We start from the raw sequence: 23,402 nt of genomic DNA, 5'->3' as shown, positions 1-23,402 counted from the left end.
TCACTTCTCGTCGCTCGACGCTCCATCAGGCTCGTGGGCCGACGGATGAGACTCGCTGAATGGGGGACCTGTGGGGGGAGTTCAAATATCAGAGGACGTTTATTGTCCGCCCTTTACTGTACTTCCGGACAATCTACGCAAGAAAGCGTGGCTAGTCAACAGAAACAGCTCTAGATTCCTTGAGAATTCATCGACACACTGCTGCGGGAACGTGTAAAAGTTACGCGCTCGAGAGACAACTAGCATTCAGTGACCAAGGACATGCCGCCGAATCAATCCGCCGTTGCGGTGGCGATTCCGGAAGCATGCTTGGCGAGGGCCTCGGAAACAGTTGCAACAACGACATCTTGCATCTCCCGAGTGAGCTGCGGGTACATGGGAAGTGAGAGTAACCCATTACTCAGCCGCTCGGTTACTGGCAGACTACCCTCCTGGTAACCAAAGTGTTCGTAGGCCCTTTGCAGGTGCACCGGTACCGGGTAATGGATCCCAGTGCGGATGCCGCAGTTCGCAAGATGCGTCTGCACGAACTCCCGTTGAGGCACAAGAAGCTCGTAAAGATGATAGACGGGGCGGGAATTGGCGGGGACATGCGGCGGGGTGACAGAGGGGAGAGCTGCGAACAGCTCATCGTAAACGGCGGCGGCGGCGCGGCGCTGGTCGGTCCACTCCTGCAGGTGGCGCAGCTTCACATCCAGTATCCCGGCCTGGATGGCGTCGAGGCGTCCGTTGTAGCCAATGACATCGTGGTAGTACTTGCTGGCCTGGCCATGATCGCGCAGCATGCGCATCTGCAGCGCGGCGGCACGGTTCACTGTAGTGATGGCTCCGCCTTCGCCGCAGGCCCCGAGGTTCTTGCCCGGATAGAAGCTGAATGCCGCCGCTTCGCCCACACTTCCGGCGCGCAGCCAGCGGTTCTGCTTCTTCGAGAAGTACTCGGCGCCGTGCGCCTGGCAGGCGTCTTCGATCACCTTGAGATGAAATTCTTCGGCGATTTCGCCGATGGCGTCCATGTCCGCCATTTGCCCGTAGAGATGGACCGGCAGTACGGCGGTTATGGGCGTCTTGTCTCGCTGATTAAGGCGATGCTTGCCGTCAGCGGCGATGGGGCAGTGCTCCAGGTAGCCGCGCAGAGACGCCGGACTCATGGTGTAGGTGCGCTCGTCTACGTCGACGAACTCCAGTGTGGCGCCGGTCTGCGAAATCGCTTCAGCCGTGGCGATGAACGTGTTGGCCACGGTCAGCACGGTCTGTCCCGGACCAATGCCGCAGGCCATCAGCGCGAACAGCAGTGCATCGGTGCCGCTGGCAACGCCGATGCAATATGGCGCGTCGCAGTAGGCGGCAAAGTGCGTCTCGAAATTGTCCACGGCCTCGCCGCCGATGAACGCTCCGGTGCGCAGAGCCTTGCGAAAGACTTCCACCAACTCGGATTCAAGTTCCAGATGCGGCTGCACCAGGTCGAGAAACGGGACGCCGGAATTCATGGTTCGGTCACCTCGGACTTCAGATAGCGGAGCAGTTTGGCCGGGTTGCCGGCGACGATTGCTCCAGGCGGCACATCGCGCGTTACCATGCTGCCGGCGCCGACGATGGCGCGCTCGCCAATCGTCAGGTTGGAGAGAATGGTGGAGCCGGAGCCGATGCTGGCGCCGCGCTTGACCACGGTCTTTTCCACGTTCCAGTCGGCCTCGGTTTGCAACGCGCCGTCTTCGGTGGTGGCGCGAGGGTAGGAGTCATTGATGAAGGTCACTCCGTGTCCAATGAACACCTCATCCTCGATCTCCACACCCTCGCAGATGAACGTGTGGCTGGAAATTTTGCAGCGAGCGCCCACACGTGCGTTCTTCTGCACCTCGACGAAGGTCCCGATCTTGGTGTCGTCCCCGATGCTGCACCCGTACAGGTTGATGAAGCGCGCCAGGCGCACTCCTGTGCCGAGCTTTACATCGGGGGCAATGGCCTGGTATTCGCTCATATCTGGATGAAGTCTCCGCGATGACGCAGCGATTCGTCGGCTGCCTGCAGAACCTTGACGACGCGCAATCCGGCGTGGCCGTCATTGATCGGCGCTTTGTCCTCAAGAATGCACTCGTTGAAGTACTCAAGCTCAAGGCGCAGCGCCTCGGTGTTTTCAATCTGCGGCACCCACATGTCGCCGGAGCGGTAGCTGACCAGCAGATCGTAGACGCCTTCGCGCGTGTTCATCTGCACGCCGCGGTCGTAGATCTTCACCTTCTCGTCGGACTCAAGGTCGTTCCACACCAGCATCTTCTTGTCGCCGCCGACCAGGGTTGTGCGCACCTTCACCGGCGAGAGCCAATTGACATTGACATGGGCGATCAGCTTGTTCGGGTAGTAGAGCGTCAGGAACGCGATGTCCTCAACGCCGTTGACATGCTTCTGCCCGGTGGCGACCACGCCGCTGGGCCGCGACTTCAGCAGGTAATCCATGATCGCGAGATCATGCGGCGCGAGGTCCCACACCACGTTCACGTCGTGCTGGAACAGTCCGAGGTTCACGCGCGTGGTGTCGTAGTAATACAGCTCACCCAGATCGCCCGCGTCGATCAGTTGCTTCATTTTGCGAACTGCGCCGGTGAACAGGAAGGTGTGGTCCACCATGATCTTCAGGTTCTTGCGCTCGGCCAGCTCAATCAATTGCTCGGCCTGCTCCACGCTGGCGGTGAAGGGCTTCTCCACGAAGACGTGTTTGCCGTTCTCAAGCGCTGCCTTGGCCAGCTCAAAGTGCGTCCACACCGGGGTGACCACGGCGACCACGTTGATGTTCGGGGAGTGCAGAATGGCGGTGACGTCGGTGGTGATCTCGACGTTGGGATAGTTCCGTGCGACCTTCGCCAGAGCTTCCGGACGGCGGTCGCAGACCATCGATACCTGTGAATGCTCTTGGGTGTTGAAGTTGCGTACGATGTTCGGTCCCCAGTATCCGTAACCGATCACGCCGATCGAGAGCGGCTTGCGCTCAATCACGCGGGGGCGGAAGTCGTGCGGCGGAAACGGCACGGAGACGGCTGGTTTCGGACGGTTGACGTCGTGCGGGCTGGCCGAGTTGGAATTCATCTGCCTCTCAGCGCTGGAAGCGGCGAACTTGTCCATAACCGATGTCCCTCCACGGTCCTGTGCACCCTGCCGTGCACTGGAAAAAGCTACAAAGTTTCATATGAGCCGAGTGGGGGCGGCCGCTGGTCGTGGCGTGATGCCAAACTCCGGCTTCATCACGCCGTAAACTGCTGGTGCAATCGACCTGCCAGAGAAAGTGCCTCCTCTTCGTGCTCAGGCGGAGGAAAGCGCCGTCACGCTAGCGAATTTTGTGTGAGTTGCGGGGAATCTTCCCCTTACCAGCAAATTCCTATGCAATCCATTGCAGAGGAAAGGTGTAGCGGACATCCCTCCACGCATCGCAATCAGCGCCGGTCGGCTTACTCGATTCCAATCGGTTTTCCGTTCCACGCCAGCCCGATGGCGAGCACATGCCGGTCGCCACTGTACTGGCAGGCAAGGTTCGTACATCCCGCCGGAGTTGTCTGGCGCTGGTAGTCGTAACTCATGTAGCCCTCGGTCCGGCGTGTCAGAAGACGGTTCAGACGCGCGCCAGCAAATTGCATGTTGTAGTTGTTGCTGGTACGCAATTCTTCGTTGTGTGAAACGCCAAATTGAAGCTCGGCGGAAACACTGCGGGAGAGCATGAAACTCACCGCGCCACGCGCCGACGTGGAGGTCGACCCAGCCAGCACGCCGGCTCCTCCGCTGATGTGGTGCGAAGCCTCCACGGAGAGCTGCGAGCGCGTAAGCCGCAACGATGCTCCGCCGCGCGCATGCCAGCCAAGGTCGTTGGTCGTTACTCCGGCATAGCGCTGGTGAATCAGCGTGGGGCCTGCCCCAACAAAGAGCGCTGCGCGTCCGGAGAGCCTGTGCCCGTACTGTGCCGAGAAGTCCGTGGAGTCAATCGTCAGGTCGAGCGCGTCGTACTGGTAATGGGCGTAGAAGACTTCACCGGCGATGCTGCGGGTGGGGGAGAGTCGATGGTCCGCCCCTGCAATGGCGGTGTATTGGCGCGAATCCAGCAGCGCGTTTTCCCAGAAGTGCAGCACCGAAATTCCGCCGGCCACCGTGTAGGTTTGCCGCGCCGAGGCGCGCAGATCGAGTTCGCCCGTGGCCGCGTTGCTGATGCGGTTGTTGCGGCCGGTGACCAGATCCTGATTGGGCAGCAGGTCGGAGCGCAGCACGATGCTGTTCAACTGCGAGCCGCTGAGCTGGCCGATGGATCGCAACTGGCCGAGCGTGTCGCCCAGTCCTTCCATGCCGGCGCCGCCAAAGTCGGAGCCTTGCGAGAACTGGAACTGATCGGTGAAGACCCAGCTCACGCGGCCCGTGCCAAAGCGCTTGCCCAGGCCGAGCGAGTGCGCATTGGTGAATTGCGAGTTGTCGGAGAAGCGGTTGCGCGCGTCATAGCGCACGGCTCCGGAGTATTGGAATTGTCCGCCACGCCCGAGCAGTTGCAGCAGTTGCAGGCTGCCGCCAATGGAAGGGAAGCCGCGCCATCCGCCACTGTAGGTGCGTTGGAGCGCAGGGTTGGAGTCGAGCGTTTCCGCCACTCGGATGGAGGGCGCGATGTAGCTATGAGGGTGTCCCCAGGTGCCGTAGCCGATGGTCTGCGTGCCGCTCAAGGGTGTCTCATCGGGTGTCACCTCGGTCTTCTGCTCGTCGGTGATGTAGACCGGGCTGGGCACACCTTGAATGGGCGTGGGCGGTGGCGCCTGGGCCAGCGCCATTGCGGCGCACATCAGAACCAGTGCGGTGATTGCAGCGGGCGCGCTGTGTGCTTTCACAATATGCCTCCAGATGGCGGACATCTTCTGCTACGGCACAACCACGGTGTCCCCCGGCTTGAGCAGAATGTTCTGCTCCGGATGGTCACCGCGAATCACGGAGTTGTAATTGAACGGAATGCGCACCTGCTTGCCATTCTCCGTGCGCAGAACATAAATCTTCTTGGAGTTTGCGAACGGGGCCAGTCCTCCGGCCGATGAAATGGCTTGCAGAATATTCATCTCGCCGGTGAGCAGGATGGCGCCCTGCCGTTGAACCATGCCCATGATGTAGGCGCGCTGGCTGCGCACGGTGGCGACAATGACGGTCACGCGTGGTTCGTTCAGGTAGCGCTTCAATCCCTGCGTCAGCTCTTCGGCCAGGGCCGTCGGCGTCTTGCCCGCCGCCTGAACGTCACCGAGCAGCGCCACGGAAATTTTTCCGTCCGAGCGCACGGGCAGGGTGCCGGAGATGTCCGGTTCCTTCCACACGTTGAGCTGCAATACGTCGTCCGGGGCAATCACGTAGTTGGATGGCGCCGCAGGGGGCACCACCTCTGTTGTTGCTTGTGGGGCTGTCGCCTGCGCGGCCAAGGTGGCGCACAGCAGCAGCAGGAATCCAAGCACCGCGATCAGCTTGTTCATCACCCGTCGTTCCTTCGCAAGTTCACGGAGGCGCCTGATTGCGCCGGTTCCGTTCTTTCCTTACGGCAGGCAGATGAGTGCAACGCGCATGCCACGTTCGCAGGATGCGCCGCAAAGTCGTTTCATCGCCATACCTTCTTTGGAATCAACGGATACACGCGACAGCAGCGGATCGCAGCGAACGCCACCCGCATGCGGTCAGGCGCATTCCACGCAGGTCGCCAATTCATAGCGGTTCCGTCTGCAAAACTTTGCTTACTTGCATAACGGCTTCTTCTCTTTTCCAGCCACCCACAAGCGCTTTAGCTCGCTCGATTCATTGGCTTCCGAAGTCGGCGAGAAAGTCCGCTCCGCGCATCTGCGCGCAGACCTCAATGTGCAAATCAGGCGTCGCGCACCATTCGCAGTGCGGGCCAAAGGGACGCTCGAGGGCGTTTCAGAGGCTTCGAAGAGCGGTCTGTGACGCGTTTCCGCAGAATCGGTGGTGCATGTCCCGTGGACGGCGAGGCCAGCCGTTGAGCAGTCTCAACGGCGTGTGTTCCGGGTTGCGAGGTGGTTACCTCGACTCGCGGGGCATCGCCACCGGTTTCCGATCATGATTTTCAAATCCACAAGAATCAATGAGTTCGTCGCGCGAGCGGCTCTCGCCGAACGAAAAATTCTCCGACTTTCCGGCCTGTGACCTTCGTTCAATGGCCGTTTTCAGCGGCTGAATCGCAATTCAGCAGGACATGACCCTGGGACCGGGTTGGTCCAACACCTCGGAGTCTGGCAACTGGTCAAACATCACACCGATTCATCCGTTGGGGGTGTTAGCGTCGAGTAGCGTAGTCAAACGAGACCCGTAACAAGCTCGGGTGGGGCTTCTGAAAGTTTGAGCACCTCCGGTGAGTCACCTCTTCGAACCTTTTCACAAAAAAGGGCTGAGAAGCGGACAGGGGACGTGTGTCTTCGCGAACAAGAACCAGCGCTAGCCCAGGGAAGTTGGTTCCGCAAGCGGACGAAATCATAGCGATGAAGCGGAGCAGAGGAGCGAGGGCCCGGCTCCGCGGGAAGTGTGAGCTGTATGAGGAAGCAGAACGTAATCCTCCTTCTGGTGTTGTTGTTGAGCCTGGCAGGCTTCGCGCAAACGCCCGCAACCATTCTGTACTCCAACCTGACCTCCGGTCCCAGGACCGGCGGACAGAATAGCGCCGGCGCGTTTGTCACCATTTACGGCAAGGGCTTTGGCAGCACGCAAGGCACTTCGTATGTGACCGTTGGTGGAGGCAAGGTCGCCTCCTATCAGCTCTGGTCCGATACTGCCATCACCTTCCAGCTCGGCTCATCGGCCGCCACCGGCAACATCGTGGTCTACGTCAGCGGCACGGCCAGCAACGGCGTCGCATTCAGCATTCGTTCGGGCAGCATCTACTTCGTTTCGCCCACCGGCAGCGACTCCCGGTCCGGCTCCTACAGCGCCCCGTTCGCCACCCTGACCAAGGCCAAGAGCACCATGCGCGGCGGCGACATCACCTACGTGATGAACGGCTACAAGGACAGCTCGACCAGCACGCTGGCTCTCACGCGTAATGGCTCGACCTCGTCGCCCATTGCCATCGTCGCGTATCCGAACGCCACAGCCACCGTCGGCAATACGTCGCGCTCGACGGCTATCAGCGTTTCGGCGAGCAACTGGGTGATCGCCGGACTTACGCTTCGTGCGGCGCAGTCGGCGGTTTCCGCCAGCAGCGCCAACAATCTGCGCGTGGTTCGGAATGACGCGAGCTGCCCCTCGGGCAGCGGCTCCAGCGCCTGCATGGTGGCCACCAACGGCAGCGGCCTGACGCTGCTCGGCAACACCATTCATGACAGCGGCTCCACCAGCGCCACCAGCCTGGTGAACTACCACTCGGTTTATCTCTACGGCAGCAACAAGGTTGAGTTCGGCTGGAACAGCGTGCTGAACACCCTCGGCTGCAACGGTTTCTTCATGGCCGGTTCGAGCCTTCAGTACGGCATCTCGGTGCATGACAATCTGATCTCGGCCACGCCGTGCGAGGCCATCGCGCTCGCTACGGTCAACCCGGCCACCAGTGCCGTCAGCGTCTACAACAACGTCATCGTGAATTCCGGCACCGGCCCGGCTCCGGGCGGTGCAACTCCGGTGAACGGTTATGGCGCCATCATGATCGGCGGCGGCCAGTCGACGGCCGCTCAGGTTTACAACAACACCATCTACAACCCCGGCACCATGGGCGGAAACACCGCGGGTGCGGTGCGCGCCACCGGCGCCGTCAGCCTCATCAACAACATCTTCGACCTGCCCAGCGCGGGCCAGTATGTTTCGCTCGACACCAGCACCAGCTGGATCAGCGGCAGCAACAACCTGTTCTACGGCGCGGGCCAGCCGCTTGGCGTCTTCACCAACAGCGTGGTGGAAGACCCGGCGTTCGTGACAGCGGGCAGCGATTTTCACCTCAGCAACAGCAGCCCGGCCATCGACGCCGGCGCCAGCCTGAGCCTCACGCGCGACTTCGACGGCAATCAGCGTCCGCAGGGCAATGGCTACGATATCGGTGCCTATGAATCTTCGGTCGCCGCGTCGGGCAGCCTCGTCGCCTCCGCCGGAAGCCTGAGCTTCGGCAACGTCAGCGTCGGCTCCAACACCACGGAAACCGTGGTGCTGACCGCCAGCGATGCCAAGGTCACCATCTCGCAGCTCAGCAGCGACAGCAGCGCCTTCACCGTGAGCGGCGTTACGCTGCCGGCCAGCATCAGCGCGGGCAACTCGGTCACGCTCTCCGTCACCTACGCCCCCACGGCCAGCGGCGCGCAGAGCGGCACCATCTCGGTCATCAGCGACGCAGGCAATTCTCCGGCGTCCATCGGCGTCTCCGGCACCGGGGCATCGGCAACGGCGAGCCTCTCGCCCACCAGCCTGAGCTTCGGCAGCCAGGCCGTCGGCTCCACCAGTGCGGCGCAGACGGTCACGCTCTCGAACACCGGCACCGGCGATATGACAGTTAGCTCCATCGTCGCCAGCGGTGATTTCGCGCAGTCGAGCACCTGCGGCAGCACTCTTGCCTCAGGTTCTTCCTGCACCATCAGCGTCACCTTCACGCCGACCACGACCGGCACGCGCACCGGCACGCTGACCGTCACGGACAACGCCACCGGCAGCCCGCAGACGGTGAGCCTGAGTGGCACCGGAACCACAGCCACGACCAGCCTTTCGGCCTCGAGCTTGACATTCGGCGCGCAGAAGGTCGGCTCCACCAGCTCGACCCAGACGGTGACTTTGACCAACAGCGGTAACACCGCGCTGAGCATCAGCTCGGTCGGCATCTCTGGCGACTACGCGCAGACCAACACCTGCGGTTCGAGCGTCGCGGCCGGTGCCTCGTGCACGGCGACCGTCAGCTTCACGCCGACGACGACGGGCACACGCAGCGGCAGCCTGGCCTTCTACAGCAACGCCACGAACTCGCCGGCAACGGTGAGTCTGAGCGGCACGGGTGCACTCGCAACGCTCGCGGCTGGCAGCTCGTCACTGGGCTTTGGCTCGGTGGCGGCTGGCTCCAACAGCACGCTGTCGGTGGTTGTCACCAACAGCGGCGCGGTCAGCGCCAACGTCTCGGCCATCAGCGTGGATAACGCGGTCTTCACGGTGAGCGGCGCCACGCTGCCCGCCACGCTTGCAGCGGGCAGCTCGCTGACCCTGCAGGTGAAGTTCGCACCCACGGTCTCCGGCAGCTACTCCGGCACGCTCAGCGTAACGAGCGACGCCACCAACTCGATTCTCGCGGTGGGACTCACCGGCACGGGCACCACGGCCGTTGCCAGCGTCTCCTCCTCGGCTCTGAGCTTCGGCAGCGTGAACCTTGGCTCCAGCAGTTCGGCGCAGACGGTCACGTTCTCCAACACCGGCAATGGCGCCATGACCATCAGCTCCATCGTGCTCAGCGGTGACTTTGCCAAGACGACCACCTGCGGCAGCACGCTTGCAGCGGGCGCTTCCTGCACCGTCAGCCTGACCTTTACGCCGACCGCAACCGGTTCGCGCACGGGCACGCTGACCATTACCGATAACGCCACCACCACGACGCAGACGGTGAGCCTCAGCGGCACCGGCACGCAGGCCGTGGCCAGCCTCTCGGCCAGCACGCTAAGCCTGGGCAGCATTGTCCTCGGCTCCAGCAGCGCGGCACAGACGGTCACGCTTTCCAACAGCGGCACTGGCGCGATGACGATCAGCTCCATCGCGATCAGCGGTGACTTCACCAAGTCGACCACGTGCGGCAGCACGCTGGCGGCGGGTTCTTCCTGCACCGTCAGCGTGACCTTCACGCCGACCGTCAGCGGCACCCGCACGGGCACGCTCACCATCACCGACAACGCCAGCACGACGACGCAGACGGTGAGCCTGAGCGGTACGGGCACGCAGCCGGCGGTCAGCCTGTCGGCCGCAAGCCTTACCTTCAGCAGCCAGACGGTGGCCTCCACCAGTTCGGCGCAGACGGTGACTGTTTCCAACACTGGCACGGCGTCCCTGACGATCAGCTCCATCGCGATCAGCGGAGACTTCGCCAAGACGACAACCTGCGGCAGCACGCTTGCAGCGGGTTCGTCCTGCACCATCAGCGTGACCTTCACGCCGACCGTCAGCGGTACCCGCACGGGCACGCTCACCATCACCGACAACGCCGCAACCACGACGCAGACGGTGAGCCTGAGCGGCACCGGAGCAGCGGCTGCCTCGGTCGCCCACTCGGTGACGGTGGCATGGGCAGAGACGGGAACCGCAACCGGCTTCAACGTCTACCGCTCGGCCACCTCCGGCTCCGGCTACGCCAAGCTGAACTCAAGCGTGCAGAGCAGCACCAGCTACACCGACTCGTCGGTGACCAATGGCGCCACGTACTACTACGTGGTCACCGCCGTGGATAGCAACGGCGTCGAAACCGGTTATTCAGCGGAGGCCTCGGCGACGGTGCCTACCACCTAGAATGGGAAAAACTTTTCCACAGAAAACAGCGCCCCGTGAACCAAGTTGCATACTTCACGGGGCGTTTCTCTGTTGGGACTGAGGAACGGAGGTGTATAATCCTTCTAGGTACTTCGCCTAACAATTGATTGATCTGCACGAGCGAAGGCCGTGTTTCACTTCCGCGCCTATATCTAGCCACTGTGTTCGGGCCCTTTCATTTTCAGACATTTCCGGCAACCGCGAAGGGCGGTTTACGGCCTAGTTGACCTGCGCTCCTGCGGGAAAAACAGATCGGATACCCGAGCTGTATCTGCAGGAATTTGCGCAATTACCCACGAACGAGTCCCTTCGTAAGTTGCTGATTTGTCTAGGACGGCCGATTCTCGAACCATGCGAGAAGGGCAGCCGGCATTGGGCTGGCTAGTTTTGAGGCGAAGATGCAGTTTACAAAGAGTTTTTCTATTGCTCTTTTCCTGGTAGTCGTTGGCGCAAGCCTGGTTCTGACGGGCTGCGGTGGCGCAGGCTCCGTCTCCGGTTCGACAACCGGTTCCAACACCAGTACGTCGACTCCCGCCATCACCTTCAGCTCCAGCTCCATCGCCTTCGGGCAGGTTGCCGTCAAGGGGAGCAGTTCGCAGACCGTGACCCTGAGCAATACCGGCACGGCGGCTCTGTCAATCTCCTCCGTGACGGCCACCGGTGATTTCAGCGTCACAGATAACTGCGGAGTTTCGCTGGCGGCGGGCAGTACTTGCACGGTGACGGTGACCTTCACGCCAACGGTTTCCGGAAGCCGCAGCGGCACCCTGAGCGTGGCCGATAATGCCACTGGGTCGCCGCAGACGCTGAGCCTCTCCGGCACAGGGTTGGCTTCAACTGCGAGCCTCTCGACCAGCAGCATCAGCTTTGGCAGCCAGACGGTTGGCTCCACCAGTTCAGCGCAGTCTGTGACGTTGACCAATAGCGGCACTGCCGCGCTGACGATCAACTCGGTTGCCTCCAGCGGAGATTTTGCGCAGACGAATAATTGCGGCAGCAGCCTGGCGGCGGGGGCGTCCTGCGCCATCAGCGTGACGTTTACGCCGACGGCGAGCGGCGCGCGCACCGGCACGCTGACGATTACGGATTCGGCCACGGGATCGCCGCAGACGGTCAGCCTGAGCGGTACCGGCACCTCTTCCTCTGCCAGCCTCTCTGCCACGAGCCTGAGCTTTGGCAGCCAGTTGCTGAATTCCACCAGCTCGGCCAAGACCGTGACGCTCTCCAACACCGGCACGGCGGCGATGACGATCAGTTCGATTACTGCCAGTGGCGATTTCGCGCAGACCAACACCTGCGGCAGCAGCTTGGCGGCGAGTTCTTCCTGCACCATCAGCGTGACGTTTACACCGACTGCGATTGGCTCGCGCGCGGGCACGCTGACAATCACGGATTCGGCCACGGGATCGCCGCAGACGGTGAGCCTGAGCGGTACGGGTACCACCCCGTCAGCAAGCCTCTCGGCAACGACGCTCAGCTTTGGCAGCGTGCTGGTCGGCTCCACAAGTTCCGCGCAGACGGTCACGCTGACCAACTCCGGCACTGCGGCTTTGACCGTAAGCTCCATCACGGCCAGTGGCGATTTCGCACAGTCGAACACCTGCGGCTCGAGCGTGGCAGCCGGTTCGTCGTGCACCATCACGGTGAAGTTCACGCCAACCACGACCGGCTCGCGCACAGGCACGGTGACAATCACGGATTCGGCTACTGGCTCTCCGCATACGGTGAGCCTGACCGGCATGGGAACCACGCCGGTGGCCAGCGTCTCTGCCAGCAGCCTCAGCTTCAGCAGCACCGCAGTCGGCTCCAGCAGCACGGCGCAGACGGTCACGCTCTCCAACACCGGCACGGGCGCAATGAGCATCACCTCCATTGCGGCCAGTGGCAACTTCTCGCAGACGAACACCTGTGGCAGCAGCTTGGCAGCAAGTTCCTCGTGCAGCATCAGCGTCACGTTCACGCCGACTGCAACAGGCACACGCACGGGCACGCTGACGATCACGGATTCCGCGACAGGGTCTCCGCAGACGGTGAGCCTGAGCGGCACGGCCGTTGCTGGCGGCAACCTGACCTCGACGGCCAGCAGCATTGCCTTCGGCAGCGTCTACGTCGGCTACAGCAGCTCGCAGACGCTGACGGTGACCAATTCCGGCAGTTCGACGGTGACGGTCTCGGCCGCCGGAACCAGCGGCGCGGGGTACTCGGTCAGCGGTGTTTCGCTGCCATTCACGGTGGCCGCCGGAGCCAGCGCCACGCTGACGGTGACCTTTACGCCGACCGCGACGGGCAACTCGACAGGAACGGTTTACCTCACGAACAACGGCTCCAGTTCGTTCTCGGTGACGTTGAGCGGCACAGGCACGGCAGCGCCGTCCCACTCGGTCACGGTGGCCTGGACGGCTTCGACTGGCAGCGTTGTCGGATACTACGTCTACCGAAGCACCACAAGCGGCAGCGGCTACTCGCTGCTGAACAGCTCCGTCGATACCGGCACGTCCTACGTGGACAGCACGGTGGCCGGAGGAGGTACCTACTATTACGTGGTGACCGCCCTGGGAACGGATGGAGTGGAGACGGCCTATTCGACAGAGGCCAAGGCAACGGTCCCAACGCCATAGACGTTACGCGTCTATTGTCCAAGGAAGTGGAATGGACGCATGGACCCGCCGGGAGAACCTGCCCGGCGGGTTTTCTTATTGTCCGGAAGGACAAGTGAAAATGTTTTCACACTTCGCCCGAAAAAGGCGCATAGTGCAGCTGGCAGCCGTTGTGAATCTCTACAGAATCCCTGCAAGTTGTTGAATTGAAGAGGCGCGACTGCGCGGGTGATGTGCAGACTTTGGCAGGTCGCGTGCTCTTTGGTACGGAGGAGGAACTGCATCCTGCCCATGCCAGCCTTTGAACAGAACTTGCAAAGCCCGGAGACACTCGCTGCAGCCGGTCTGCCGCCCTTTGAGGTGATCTTCGGCAAGACGCACCTGATGCAAGAGGTCCGCCGGAAGATAGAACAGGCGGCTGGTACCAACATTCCTGTGCTCATCCGCGGCGCCAGCGGAACGGGCAAGGAGGTCATCGCGCGTCTGCTGCACGTCCGGTCCCCCTGGCACAACGGCCCCTTTGTGAAGGTGAATTGCCCGGCCATTCCCGGGACGCTGATGGAGAGCGAACTGTTCGGCTACGAAAAGGGTGCATTCACTGGCGCCTATACGAACAAAGCCGGACGCTTTGAAGCCGCGCATCTTGGGACGCTGTTTCTGGATGAAATTGGCGACCTGGATGCCGGTCTGCAGGCCAAGCTGTTGCAGGTATTGCAGGATGGCAAGTTCAGCCGGCTGGGCAGCGAGACGGATAAGAGCGTGGAGGTGCGGATTGTTTCCGCCACCAACCACCCGCTTGAAGAAGACATGGGCACAGGGATGTTCCGCACGGATCTGTTCTACCGGTTGGATGGCATCTCCATCGTGCTGCCATCGCTGGCGGAGCGGCGTGAGGATATTCCGTTGCTGGTGGAGTATTTTGTCGATCACTACAACCGGGCATTCAGCCGGCGTACTCCGCACATTTCCGATCACGGCGTAGAGCGGCTGATGGCGTGCCAGTGGCGCGGCAATGTGCGGGAGCTGGAAAATGTAGTTCGCCGCTATGTTGTCTTCGGGCAGGAAGAGACTCTGCTGGCGGACCTGCGTCGCCGGGATGAGGCGGTGTTTACGCCGGAAATCCCGATGGACGGCGACATTTCACTGAAGCAGATTACAAGGCGGGCGGTGCGCGAACTGGAGTACAAGATCATCTCGCGGATGCTGCTGAACCACCACGGTAACCGCACCAGCGCGGCCCGCGCGTTGAAGATCAGCTACCGCGCCCTGATGTACAAAATTCGCGACAACAATCTGCCGCGCATCCGCGCAGTGAGCAAGAAGCCGCCGATGAACGATAAGGCGGTTGTGTCGCTGGAAATCCCCCCCATCGCTCCCACGGAAGAGAACTGATCCACCAGAAGGCGCATCAGTCGAACTTCAGCAACAATTCCGGTAAGAGCGTCGAAGCAGGGTTCAGGCGGAGTCCCGGGTAGTAAAGGCAGCGTCCGCAGAAACAAGCTCAGCAGTCGATTCATAGCCCGCAAGAGCACCCCCAACTGCGCCAGCCTTCGAGACAGTAACGACAGTGCTGAGCGGCGCTTCCCCCAGTCAGCCCCCGATCCGGCCGCAGGAAAAGAACGAACCCATTCAAGTTAGGCAAGCATTTGCAGTTAATGAATGCTTTTAAGTGGTTGGATTCTGACAGCCGGAATGTGGCTGAGATAGAAGCAGTTGGCGGGCGTGACGATTGCGCTAGTGGAAGCGGAATTGCTCTGGGAGTTGTTGTGACTGGGCTTGGAGTGAGGAGGTAGGGTTGGCCACACCTTTGAGAAATGCTCCCATACGGTTTGCGAACCGTACGATTGAACCGCAAGAGAGCTTCCTGGCGCGAATTACGCAGGAATGCCGAAGGGCGGAACGCTCGAGGCAGCGCTTTGTTCTGCTGCTGATTCGCGGCATCCAGCGCCTGAATGCCGAACTGCCTACGGTGCTGGCGCAGGTTGCCAGCGTCACGCGCGAGATCGACGTGATTGGGTGGTACGAAGAAGGCGAGACGCTGGGAGTGATCTTTGCCGAACTGGGCGACTCGCAGATGCCGCAGGCGCGAGCCGCCATCCTGCGCCGAATGACCGAGGCGTTGCGGGAGATCCACAGGGAAGGAGCACTGAGCCTTGAGGCGCGGATCTTTCCCCGGGATTTGAATGACGATTCAGTAGAGGAAGACGTCCCGAAGGATGAGGAGTTCTATCCGGGCACGTCCAGCGGAAAGAAGTTCCTGCTGGGCATCAAGCGCTGCATCGACATTGCAGGCTCATCGCTGCTGCTGGTAGCTCTGTCGCCATTGCTGCTGGCGGCGGCGATTGCCGTAAAGCTCAGCTCGCCGGGACCGATCCTGTACCGGCAGGAGCGTGTGGGGCAATACGGCAAGCCATTCGTGTTCCTCAAATTCCGCTCCATGAAGGTTGCCAACGATCCAAGCATTCATGAGGACTACGTGAAGCGGTTCATTCGTGGCACAGCCGAACGCCAATTGAATGATAAGGGCGAGCCGATCTTCAAACTCACACGTGACCCGCGAGTGACTCGTGTGGGCCTGTTCCTGCGCAAGACGAGTATCGACGAGCTGCCGCAGCTGTGGAATGTTCTCGTCGGCGACATGTCGCTTGTGGGGCCGCGTCCGCCGATTCAGTACGAGGTGGAGTGCTACGAGTTATGGCATCAGCGGCGCGTTCTGGAACTGCGTCCTGGCATCACGGGGCTGTGGCAGATCAGCGGGCGCAGCCGCATCGGGTTTAACGACATGGTGCGGCTTGATCTGCGCTACGCGCGGGAGTGGTCTCCCTGGCTCGACATCAAGATCCTTCTGCAAACCCCGATGGCGGTCTTCGGAGATGGCGGAGCGAACTGAACTCTGCGAGAGAAATTCTCCGGCCGGAAAACGAATGGCGCCCCGAAGGGCGCCATCTTCATTGGGTGCCTGAATCAGAGAGCCTCACTGGTCTTCATAACCATAGCCATATTTGGTGTAATAGCGGTTAGCTGAAGCGTCCGTGGCGTTCAACACCACACCCATCAGGCGCTCCCGCTGGAACTCCTGTGCCGCTTTCTTCGCCAGATCAACGTCGGTCTCGCGGGAGTTCACTACCAGCAGCACTCCATCGCAGAAGTCGGAGATCACGCGGGCGTCTGCAATCGGAAGTGCCGGCGGCGTGTCGATGATGATCCAGTCGAAGACCGAGCGCAGTTGTTCGAGCATCTCCGCGAGCTTGGATGGCACGATGAGTTCTCCCGGATTGCGGAAGCTTGTGCCGCAGGAGATCAGGTGGAGGTTCTCGATGGAGCCTGTCTGAATCACGTCATGCAGCGAGGAGTCTCCGTGGAGGTAGTCGCTGAGGCCGGGCGTGCTCGGTGCGCCCAGCAGGGTGGAGACACCGGCGGGACGCCGCAGATCGGCGTCAATCAGCAGTGCGCGGCAGTTGCTCTGCAGGGCAAAGGCGTGCGCCAGATTGGTGGCCACGAAACTTTTGCCTTCACGCGGCACCGCGCTGGTAATCAGGATGGTCGCGGACGGCGCTGTGCCACGAATCTGATAGAGCCGCGAGCGGAGTGTGCGGAACTGTTCGCGGCCGAGCTTCTGCTCGGTTCCGAGAAACACCAGTTCCGGCTCATGCGGACGCCAAGTGCAGGCGCGCACGGTGGCGAGATCCATGGAGGCTGAGGGGTTCGTGGCGCGTCCCGCCTGGTCAGCCGGATTGCTCATCATGGCGAGCATCTCATTGGCGGCCGCGACGGCACTCTGCGCCTGTATGGCTTCGGTCGCGCCAGTGTGCTGCTTTTCCGAGGCGCTGGAGAGCACTTCCTCCACATCGGGCAACTCAGCGGACGGGAGTTCCTGTTTGCGCGCTTTCTGGAGTGCTTCGTGGATACGGCTCATTGCGGTTCGCTCTCCTTGGATCCGATGTGGGTCAGCATGGATTTGCTCCCGGCGATGTGCATGGAAGCGGAGTCGATGAGTTGCAACTCCTGCGCCGCCTCCTCCACGTGGCGCGTGAGCACGCGCGGTGCATCATCACAAAAGGCGCCAATCAGAGAGTGTTCGCAGAGCAGGTTGACCGTGCGAACGATTCCCCGCGAATAGTGAAAGACAGCCTCGATGGCTTCAGGGCTGAAGATTTGCTGATAGTCTCCACCGGCAACGCGCAGGCGCTGTGCAATATATGCGACGGTCTGCGCGGAGTTCAGAGGCAGCGTGCGGCAGCGCAGCACAATGCGCTGGCGAAGCTGCCGCAGCGATGGCCGCGCGAGAATCTGCTCCAACTCCGACTGGCCGGAGAGAACGATCTGCAGCAGCTTCTGTGTCGGCGTCTCGAGGTTGGTGAGCAAGCGCAACTCCTCCAGCATCTGCTCGGAGAGTTGCTGCGCCTCGTCGACAATCAGCACCACAGGCTTCTGCTCGGCGTGGCGCTCCAGTAACCATTCGTTGAACAGCAGCAGGCGGCGGCTGTGCTGGGATTGGTCGCACGCGAGCCCGAAGTCGGCCATGATGTAGTCGAGGAACTCATCGGGTTCCATGTGCGGGTTAAATACGTATGCGGTAGCCGCGCTGTGCTTCTCCAGCCACTGCATGAAGACGTTGAGCAGCGTCGTCTTGCCGGTCCCCACATCTCCGGTGAGAAGGACAAACCCTTTGCGGCTGTCAACACCGTAGGCCAGTGTGGCCAGTGTCTCGCGCACCGCATCCGTCACGTAGAGAAAACGCGGGTCGGGGTTGAGATTGAAAGGGGCTGCCTCGAGATGGAAATATTTCCTGTACATGGCAGCTACACCTTCACCGTGGAAATCGCGGACTTGCCGTTTCCTTTCTGGTTGCGGCTGGTTGAGGCATTGGCCGTTTCGGCAATCAGCGGAATCGCGATCAGCACCGGCAGATCAAGGCCGTTGAGCGCGTCCTCCTCCGTGCGAACGAACCGCTGTGTCGACTCCAGTATCACGGCCAGGCCCACGGCCAGGGCCAGCCCGGCTCCCAATCCGAAAAGGGCGAACTTGATCCGGTTGGGATAGCTCGGCTTTACAGGAAGATCGGGGGAATCCATCACGTGGAACTGCTCTCCTTCCTGCCGACGCTCCAAATCCGTTGCCATTTCCGACTGCTTCTTCTTGCCCAGCAGATCGTTGTAGAACTGCAGCGCGGTGTCATAGTCGCGGGTGAGCGACTTGTAACTCTCTTCCACCCCGGGACTCAGTTGCAGACGTGCCTGCAGGGTACGCAACTGTTCCTGAAGATGGGACTGCTCCGATCGCTTGCTGCGGATGGATTCGTCCGCGAGCTGCACTGCCAGGCGCGCCTGCCGCATCTCCGGTGTATCTGCCCTCGTAGCGGCGGGCTGCGCGGGGCTGGGGGAGGCGTTCATCCGGTCGTGCAGCTGCTGAATCTGCAACTCCACCTTCTTTACGTCCGGGTGCTCCTCGGTGTAGCGGGCGCGCAGGCCCGCAAGCTGAGACTCCAGCTTTGCGAGTTCGGTCTCAAGATCCGAGGCGCTGCTTGTGCTCCCGGACTTCTTTGCGTCGCGAACCAGTTGCGCCAGTGCAGACTCCTGGATGAGCTTCTGCTGCTGGGCCTGTGCCAGCTCCTGGTTTACCGTTTCCAGCCTTGTGCGCGTAACGTTGAGCACTTCCAGGTTCCGCTGCTCGTCCGTGGGAAGCTGACCGATGTACTGGCGCTTGAAGTCCGCCAGCTTGGCGTCCTGCATATCCAGCTTCTGCTTCGCCTGCGCCAACTGGTCCGCCAGAAACTTGGTGGTGCCTTCCGCCCGTTCCTGCCGCACCGCCTGGTTCTCCTCCATGAACATGGAAAGAATCTCGCCGCAGATGCGTTGTGCCGTGGTGGGGGAGGAGGCCGAGGCCGTGACGTAGAACCCTGACGGAGGCCGCGCCGAGCCTTCGGGCCGGATGACCGTGACCTCGATGGATTTGCGCAGCTTCTCAACCATCTCTTCGCGCGTCATCTTGCGCGCCTCGTCACGGTAGAGCCCCTGATTGTCGATGATCGGTTCCAGCCGCGAACGGCTCAGGATCTGCTCCTTCATCGTCATCAATCGGGCGTCCAACTGGTCGGTGATCACCGGGGTCACAAACTTGTCTGGGACCTTCGGCTGTTCAACCAGTACAAAGGCCTGCGAGGTGTATCGCGGCTTGAGCCAGAATGTGATCGAAATCGCCACCAGCGGCCCGAGGACCACTGGGATCACAATCCACCAGAGGCGTCTGCGTATGATCGCCTGAACCTTATGAAAGTCGAATTGTGGTTCCTGTTGTTCCATCCTGGTCGTTTCCCCGAGTCCAATTGGCAGACAGAATTCTTCCTTGCCGTGACTCAAGAGCAAGGCGGTGGCCAACTCTGGCGAGAAGTGATCCAGTATTTCGAGAGTTTGCGAAAGGAATTGCGCTTCAGGAGGGGAAGATATGCGTCAAAAGCGCCTCTCTGTGGGGCGCGGAGCCTATAGCTGGAGAGGAAGTTGGGCTGCGGGAGGATGGAGCTGGCTGCAATATGCAGAAGGTTGCACATCGCACGGCAGCCCACTTCCGTGGAAACTCCCATCGGGCAGGGAGCATCCGCGGAATTGCGTGCACGGCGGTAAGCGCGGATGGTTTCGTCGGATGATGCAGCGTTGCGGCGTGCTATGGCTTGGGTACGTAGATCAGCGAAGCATCATTGCAGTAGTACTCGTCGCGGAGGCGGTAGTTCTGGCGGATGGCTTCGCGAATGTCTTCCGGCCAGCGGTCGTCTGCGTTCTCGGGGCCTTCCACCGTGCGGTTGAGCACAATGGCGGAGAACTGGCGTGAGGCGATGGCCTGCTTCAGGTCGGAGTCCGGGAAGTGAAGGCCCTTCACCATCCAGCGATAGACGAACGGGTCCGAGATGATGACCTGCTTGCGCGCGACCACGAGCGCGCCAATGTTCTCCGACAGAATGCGGTCGCCCAGCTCTCCGCGAATGGACTGGTAAGCGGCGTCGCAGCCGGTAAGGCCCTCAACCGGGCGATGCACGCGCAATGGCGCGTAGGAGACCGCCATGAGGCTGATGGTGCAGAGCACGACGACAAGGGCAGGTTCGGCCGCCGAGCGGGTGCGCAGCCAGTGGTATCCGACGGCCGCGCTGAGGCAGAGCACAAAGACCAACTGCAGGCTGTGGTTCTGCGAGGCGCCGATCTTTCCCAGCGTTAACGCGGTCCCGATCACCAGAAAGCAGTAGAGCGCGAGAAAATCCACCTTCCGTTCAACGCCGAACCTCCAGAAGACGACCAGGGCCAGAATCGCAATCACGCCGGAGGAGCGGAGGATGGCCTGTGAAAAGCTGGCCAACTGTGAGAGCGAGAACGGACTGCTCTGCGTGTGAAAGAGGTGATAGCCCATCCAGCCCTGGGTTTGATGCTGTCCGTACCAGTAGCAGGCGAGCAGTGCGGCGGCAAGGCAGGCAGTGAACAGAACCGCCTGTACAGCCTTGCGTGTGAGCAGCAGATAGAGTGCGCATGCGATGGGCGCGGCAATCAGTGTGTAAAGTCCTCCGACCGAAGCGACAAAAAAGGGAAGGGCCAGCACCCAGTATTTCGGAAAGCGCACGAAGATCAGGACGCCGGCGAGCGAGAGCGCAATGCCGATGAAGTCAAAACGGATGATGCCCATCCACGGCTGCGTGGAGGGGACCAGAATCGGCATGAGGCCGAATGCGATGGCCAGCGGTAGCCGCCGCGTCCAGTGAAACGCCAGTGCTCCCACAAAAAAACAGGCGGCCATGCATGCCAGAAACGCGACACACCGCGCGGCGAAAAACGCGGGCTGCCCGTGGTTCAGCGTAAGGCTCACAATCTTGTAGATGAACGGAGGGTACGGATCAATCTGCAATGGCAGGTTCTGCAATGGCGGATAGATCGTGCCGGAGTTTGCCAGTCTGGTTGCCGTGTTGAGGATGGCGCCCTCGGCGTAGTCCAATTGGTAGGGCAGGTGCATGCGTACCAGCGCGCGAAGAATGACGGCCGTCGCCGAGGCCAGCGCGACTGCGGCAAGGACCCACTCCAAGGCGTCCAGAATGCGGTTGGTGATGCCTGTGGACACCGGATTCACAGCGTCAGGGGCTGCCCCCGCGGAAGCATGTGAAGTGCTCAAGAGAATTCTCCGTGGAATTTCGATACGAGTCTACGGCGATGGATGGGGAAATGTGTGGGGAAAATAGATCGCCCCGCAGGGAGTGCGGGGCGATGCCTGAGGAATGAGCTGTGCTGCTACTTCGCTACGGCGGTGACGCCGGTCGGCACGGTCGCGGTGCTCGAAGCCACGGTGTAGCACTTCGCCGGATCGAACGTGAGAGCGCTGCCGGAGCCATCGCTGGGGCCACCGTTGTTCAGGTAGCAGTCCTGCGACGGAATGGTGTAGGCATGGCCGCCCGTTCCGCTGATGTTTCCGCTGGCCACATCCGGACCAATCGCAGGCCAGGGCTTGGACGTCGGCCACCAGGACGGCTTGCTGGAGAGATAGAAGGATGCAGGCAGCGTCTGGCTGGTGGGCACGGCGTTTGCGTATGCCGAGATGCTGCTTGGAACCTCGGAGTTGACGAACCGGTTTGCCGCGCTGACGGTGTCATAGTTGCCCCACCGCATGATGGTCGAGACCACCAGCGAATCGCTCGTCTCACCGCCCTCGGGATAGATGCCGAGGCTGTAGATCGATTTATACAGGCTGGAGGAAGAGGTCGGGTTCGACTCGTAGGCGGTGTGGTAGCCGCTGGTGCCGAGCACGTTTCCAATGATGTTCTGGAAGCGGACCTTCGGATTCAGGCGCACCGGAATGGTGTTGGATGTGGTAAGCGTGCCGTTGTTGGATTCGCGTCCGTCGTACCGGTTGCGGAACAGCGTATTCATCGAGTGCGTTCCGTGGAAGGTATCGGCGTAGAGGCTGGAGCCGACGTTGCTCTCCGCGAGGGTGAACAGGTCCACGGAGTGGTAGGTCAGGCTCTGGTTCTGCCAACTGGCGCTGGCCGTGTACGCGTTGTTGATGGAGTAGTTGTAGGCGGAAACGCAGCCTTCGCAATCGGAGTTGTAAACCTGCGGAGCGGTCGTGCGCTGGAAGATGTTGTTCTCCCAGAGCAGGTCGCCGGCGACGAACGCGGAGACCGCGTAGGTGTCGCCGTCATAGCCATAGAAGTAGCTGTTGCGCACCGTGGTGTGATTGCTGACGTAGGAGCCGACGTGGGTCCATGCGGTGCCCGTCGTGCTGTTGCGCACGCTGCGCACGCCGTCGACCCAGCAGCCCTGGCAGTTGAAGAAGATGACTCCCATGCCGCCGCTGGTGTGATCCATCGACAGGTTCTCAATGCCATCCGCGTAGACGGGGCTGGTAGCCCACCAGGCCTGCGGAGATTTGGCAGAAGCCCAGTTCGGCGCGTAGATGCCCGGCGTGATGCCGACCGTGTAGGGGCCGGAGCCGGAGATAGAAGTTACGGTCACCATCTGAAGCTGACCGCGAATGGTGGAGCCGGAGCCGCCGCTGCGCTGTCCGCCTGAAGGCCAGGTTCCGGAATAGCAGGTGCTGCCGCCGCCGCTGCCAGAAGGATACTCGCAGCCAACATAGAGCCCGTTGTTGTCGGCCGTGTCATCCAGCTGATCAAGCACGATGGGTTGGCCGACCTTGAGGTTGCTTGCGGAGCTGAGTGTGATGGTGGTGGAACCCTTGGTGTAGCCGGATGTCCAGCTTGCGCTGTTGCTCGGCCCGCCCCAGTAGTTCACATCCGTGCTGCTGACGCAGATGTCGCCGTTCAATCCGGAGCAGCCATTGGAACCGGAGAAGACGAGGAACGTGGAGTTGGCTCCCTGACCGCGCAGTGAGACGTTACTCTTGCCGCCGAAGCTGATGCCACCGGAGATGGTGAAGGTGCCCGCCGGAAGAACAACCGCAGTACCGGCCGGCGCAGAGGAGATAGCTGACGCAATGGAGGAGCTTGTGACGGTTCCTGCGGCAACCGTGTTGCACTGGGTTGTGGTGCATGCGGGGCGGCTGGGGATCGTACCGGCTCCAGCCTTTGACCAGTCAACGGCGCGGCTGGAATCCAACACCCCGGACCACTGCTGAGCCGACGCCAAGGTCGCGAAGCTGAGCACGATAGTGAGCAGGAGGAAAGCACTGCGTTTCATATCAACCTCATTCACTCGGAACAAAAAATTCACACTCGCACAGGGCAAAAAGACGCTCATGCGCGCCGATTTACAGCTCTGAGGCAGACTGTTCCGACTAATGGCAGCCTATTGACTCTGCCCATTCCGCGCAAGTAACCGAAGTCGGGCTGCGAAG

The 23,402-nt window shown here is 61.4% G+C and carries 14 protein-coding genes; 4 read left to right on the top strand and 10 right to left on the bottom strand.

The features are described from left to right. Nucleotides 1-272: 272 nt before the first annotated feature. The 5 genes from AC6IZO_RS06145 to AC6IZO_RS06125 form a co-directional block, all read right to left on the bottom strand. On the bottom strand, nt 273-1,487 hold the full coding sequence (locus AC6IZO_RS06145) for a DegT/DnrJ/EryC1/StrS family aminotransferase (RefSeq protein ID WP_497809037.1): 1,215 nt from the start codon (nt 1,485-1,487) through the stop codon (nt 273-275). Further along, a complete protein-coding gene (locus AC6IZO_RS06140) occupies nt 1,484-1,978 on the bottom strand; it encodes an acyltransferase (protein ID WP_497809036.1) in 495 nt (164 codons plus the stop codon). The genes AC6IZO_RS06145 and AC6IZO_RS06140 overlap by 4 nt, the downstream gene beginning before the upstream one ends. Next, nucleotides 1,975-3,117 carry a Gfo/Idh/MocA family protein gene (locus AC6IZO_RS06135; RefSeq protein ID WP_497809034.1) on the bottom strand — a complete coding sequence of 381 codons (1,143 nt, stop codon included), beginning with the start codon at nt 3,115-3,117 and terminating at the stop codon, nt 1,975-1,977. The genes AC6IZO_RS06140 and AC6IZO_RS06135 overlap by 4 nt, the downstream gene beginning before the upstream one ends. Nucleotides 3,118-3,440: 323 nt before the next feature. Next, on the bottom strand, nt 3,441-4,850 hold the full coding sequence (locus AC6IZO_RS06130) for a hypothetical protein (protein ID WP_497809032.1): 1,410 nt from the start codon (nt 4,848-4,850) through the stop codon (nt 3,441-3,443). Nucleotides 4,851-4,880: 30 nt separating this feature from the next. Beyond that, on the bottom strand, nt 4,881-5,474 hold the full coding sequence (locus tag AC6IZO_RS06125) for a polysaccharide biosynthesis/export family protein (protein ID WP_497809030.1): 594 nt from the start codon (nt 5,472-5,474) through the stop codon (nt 4,881-4,883). A gap of 1,066 nt (nt 5,475-6,540) precedes the next feature. On the opposite strand from AC6IZO_RS06125, the gene AC6IZO_RS06120 reads away from it, so the two are divergent. The 4 genes from AC6IZO_RS06120 (at nt 6,541) to AC6IZO_RS06105 (ending at nt 15,969) form a co-directional block, all read left to right on the top strand. Then, nucleotides 6,541-10,461, top strand: a complete 3,921-nt coding sequence (locus AC6IZO_RS06120; protein ID WP_497809028.1) for a beta strand repeat-containing protein — start codon at nt 6,541-6,543, stop codon at nt 10,459-10,461. A gap of 419 nt (nt 10,462-10,880) precedes the next feature. After that, nucleotides 10,881-13,100, top strand: coding sequence for a beta strand repeat-containing protein (locus AC6IZO_RS06115; protein ID WP_497809026.1), 2,220 nt, complete (start codon nt 10,881-10,883; stop codon nt 13,098-13,100). Nucleotides 13,101-13,370: 270 nt separating this feature from the next. Further along, complete coding sequence (locus tag AC6IZO_RS06110; protein ID WP_497809024.1) at nt 13,371-14,471, top strand: sigma-54 interaction domain-containing protein; 1,101 nt, start codon at nt 13,371-13,373, stop codon at nt 14,469-14,471. 403 nt (nt 14,472-14,874) lie between these two features. Continuing rightward, complete coding sequence (locus tag AC6IZO_RS06105) at nt 14,875-15,969, top strand: sugar transferase (RefSeq protein ID WP_497809022.1); 1,095 nt, start codon at nt 14,875-14,877, stop codon at nt 15,967-15,969. An 84-nt stretch (nt 15,970-16,053) separates the two neighbouring features. Here the strand turns inward: AC6IZO_RS06105 and AC6IZO_RS06100 are convergent, their stop codons facing one another. The 5 genes from AC6IZO_RS06100 to AC6IZO_RS06080 form a co-directional block, all read right to left on the bottom strand. After that, nucleotides 16,054-16,995, bottom strand: a complete 942-nt coding sequence (locus AC6IZO_RS06100; protein WP_497809020.1) for a tyrosine-protein kinase family protein — start codon at nt 16,993-16,995, stop codon at nt 16,054-16,056. Next, nucleotides 16,992-17,876, bottom strand: coding sequence for an ExeA family protein (locus AC6IZO_RS06095; protein ID WP_497809018.1), 885 nt, complete (start codon nt 17,874-17,876; stop codon nt 16,992-16,994). Before AC6IZO_RS06095 ends, AC6IZO_RS06100 begins: the two co-directional genes overlap by 4 nt. 5 nt (nt 17,877-17,881) lie before the next feature. Then, nucleotides 17,882-19,381, bottom strand: coding sequence for a GumC family protein (locus tag AC6IZO_RS06090; RefSeq protein WP_497809016.1), 1,500 nt, complete (start codon nt 19,379-19,381; stop codon nt 17,882-17,884). Between the two features lie 358 nt (nt 19,382-19,739). Beyond that, nucleotides 19,740-21,224, bottom strand: a complete 1,485-nt coding sequence (locus tag AC6IZO_RS06085; RefSeq protein WP_497809014.1) for a hypothetical protein — start codon at nt 21,222-21,224, stop codon at nt 19,740-19,742. Between the two features lie 116 nt (nt 21,225-21,340). After that, a complete protein-coding gene (locus AC6IZO_RS06080) occupies nt 21,341-23,245 on the bottom strand; it encodes a hypothetical protein (protein WP_497809012.1) in 1,905 nt (634 codons plus the stop codon). Nucleotides 23,246-23,402: the final 157 nt, after the last annotated feature.

The sequence above is a fragment of the Oryzophilus luti genome (assembly GCF_059726245.1).
Note: the sequence above shows the minus strand (reverse complement) of the source record. Positions and strands in the feature narration are given on the sequence as shown.

Bases quoted from the DNA above. Each gene is read 5' to 3' on its own strand.
- AC6IZO_RS06145 (WP_497809037.1), bottom strand. From the start codon at position 1,487: ATGAATTCCGGCGTCCCGTTTCTCGACCTGGTGCAGCCGCATCTGGAA.
- AC6IZO_RS06125 (WP_497809030.1), bottom strand. From the start codon at position 5,474: ATGAACAAGCTGATCGCGGTGCTTGGATTCCTGCTGCTGCTGTGCGCC.
- AC6IZO_RS06110 (WP_497809024.1), top strand. From the start codon at position 13,371: ATGCCAGCCTTTGAACAGAACTTGCAAAGCCCGGAGACACTCGCTGCA.
- AC6IZO_RS06090 (WP_497809016.1), bottom strand. From the start codon at position 19,381: ATGGAACAACAGGAACCACAATTCGACTTTCATAAGGTTCAGGCGATC.
- AC6IZO_RS06095 (WP_497809018.1), bottom strand. From the start codon at position 17,876: ATGTACAGGAAATATTTCCATCTCGAGGCAGCCCCTTTCAATCTCAAC.
- AC6IZO_RS06080 (WP_497809012.1), bottom strand. From the start codon at position 23,245: ATGAAACGCAGTGCTTTCCTCCTGCTCACTATCGTGCTCAGCTTCGCG.
- AC6IZO_RS06140 (WP_497809036.1), bottom strand. From the start codon at position 1,978: ATGAGCGAATACCAGGCCATTGCCCCCGATGTAAAGCTCGGCACAGGA.
- AC6IZO_RS06120 (WP_497809028.1), top strand. From the start codon at position 6,541: ATGAGGAAGCAGAACGTAATCCTCCTTCTGGTGTTGTTGTTGAGCCTG.
- AC6IZO_RS06100 (WP_497809020.1), bottom strand. From the start codon at position 16,995: ATGAGCCGTATCCACGAAGCACTCCAGAAAGCGCGCAAACAGGAACTC.
- AC6IZO_RS06115 (WP_497809026.1), top strand. From the start codon at position 10,881: ATGCAGTTTACAAAGAGTTTTTCTATTGCTCTTTTCCTGGTAGTCGTT.
- AC6IZO_RS06135 (WP_497809034.1), bottom strand. From the start codon at position 3,117: ATGGACAAGTTCGCCGCTTCCAGCGCTGAGAGGCAGATGAATTCCAAC.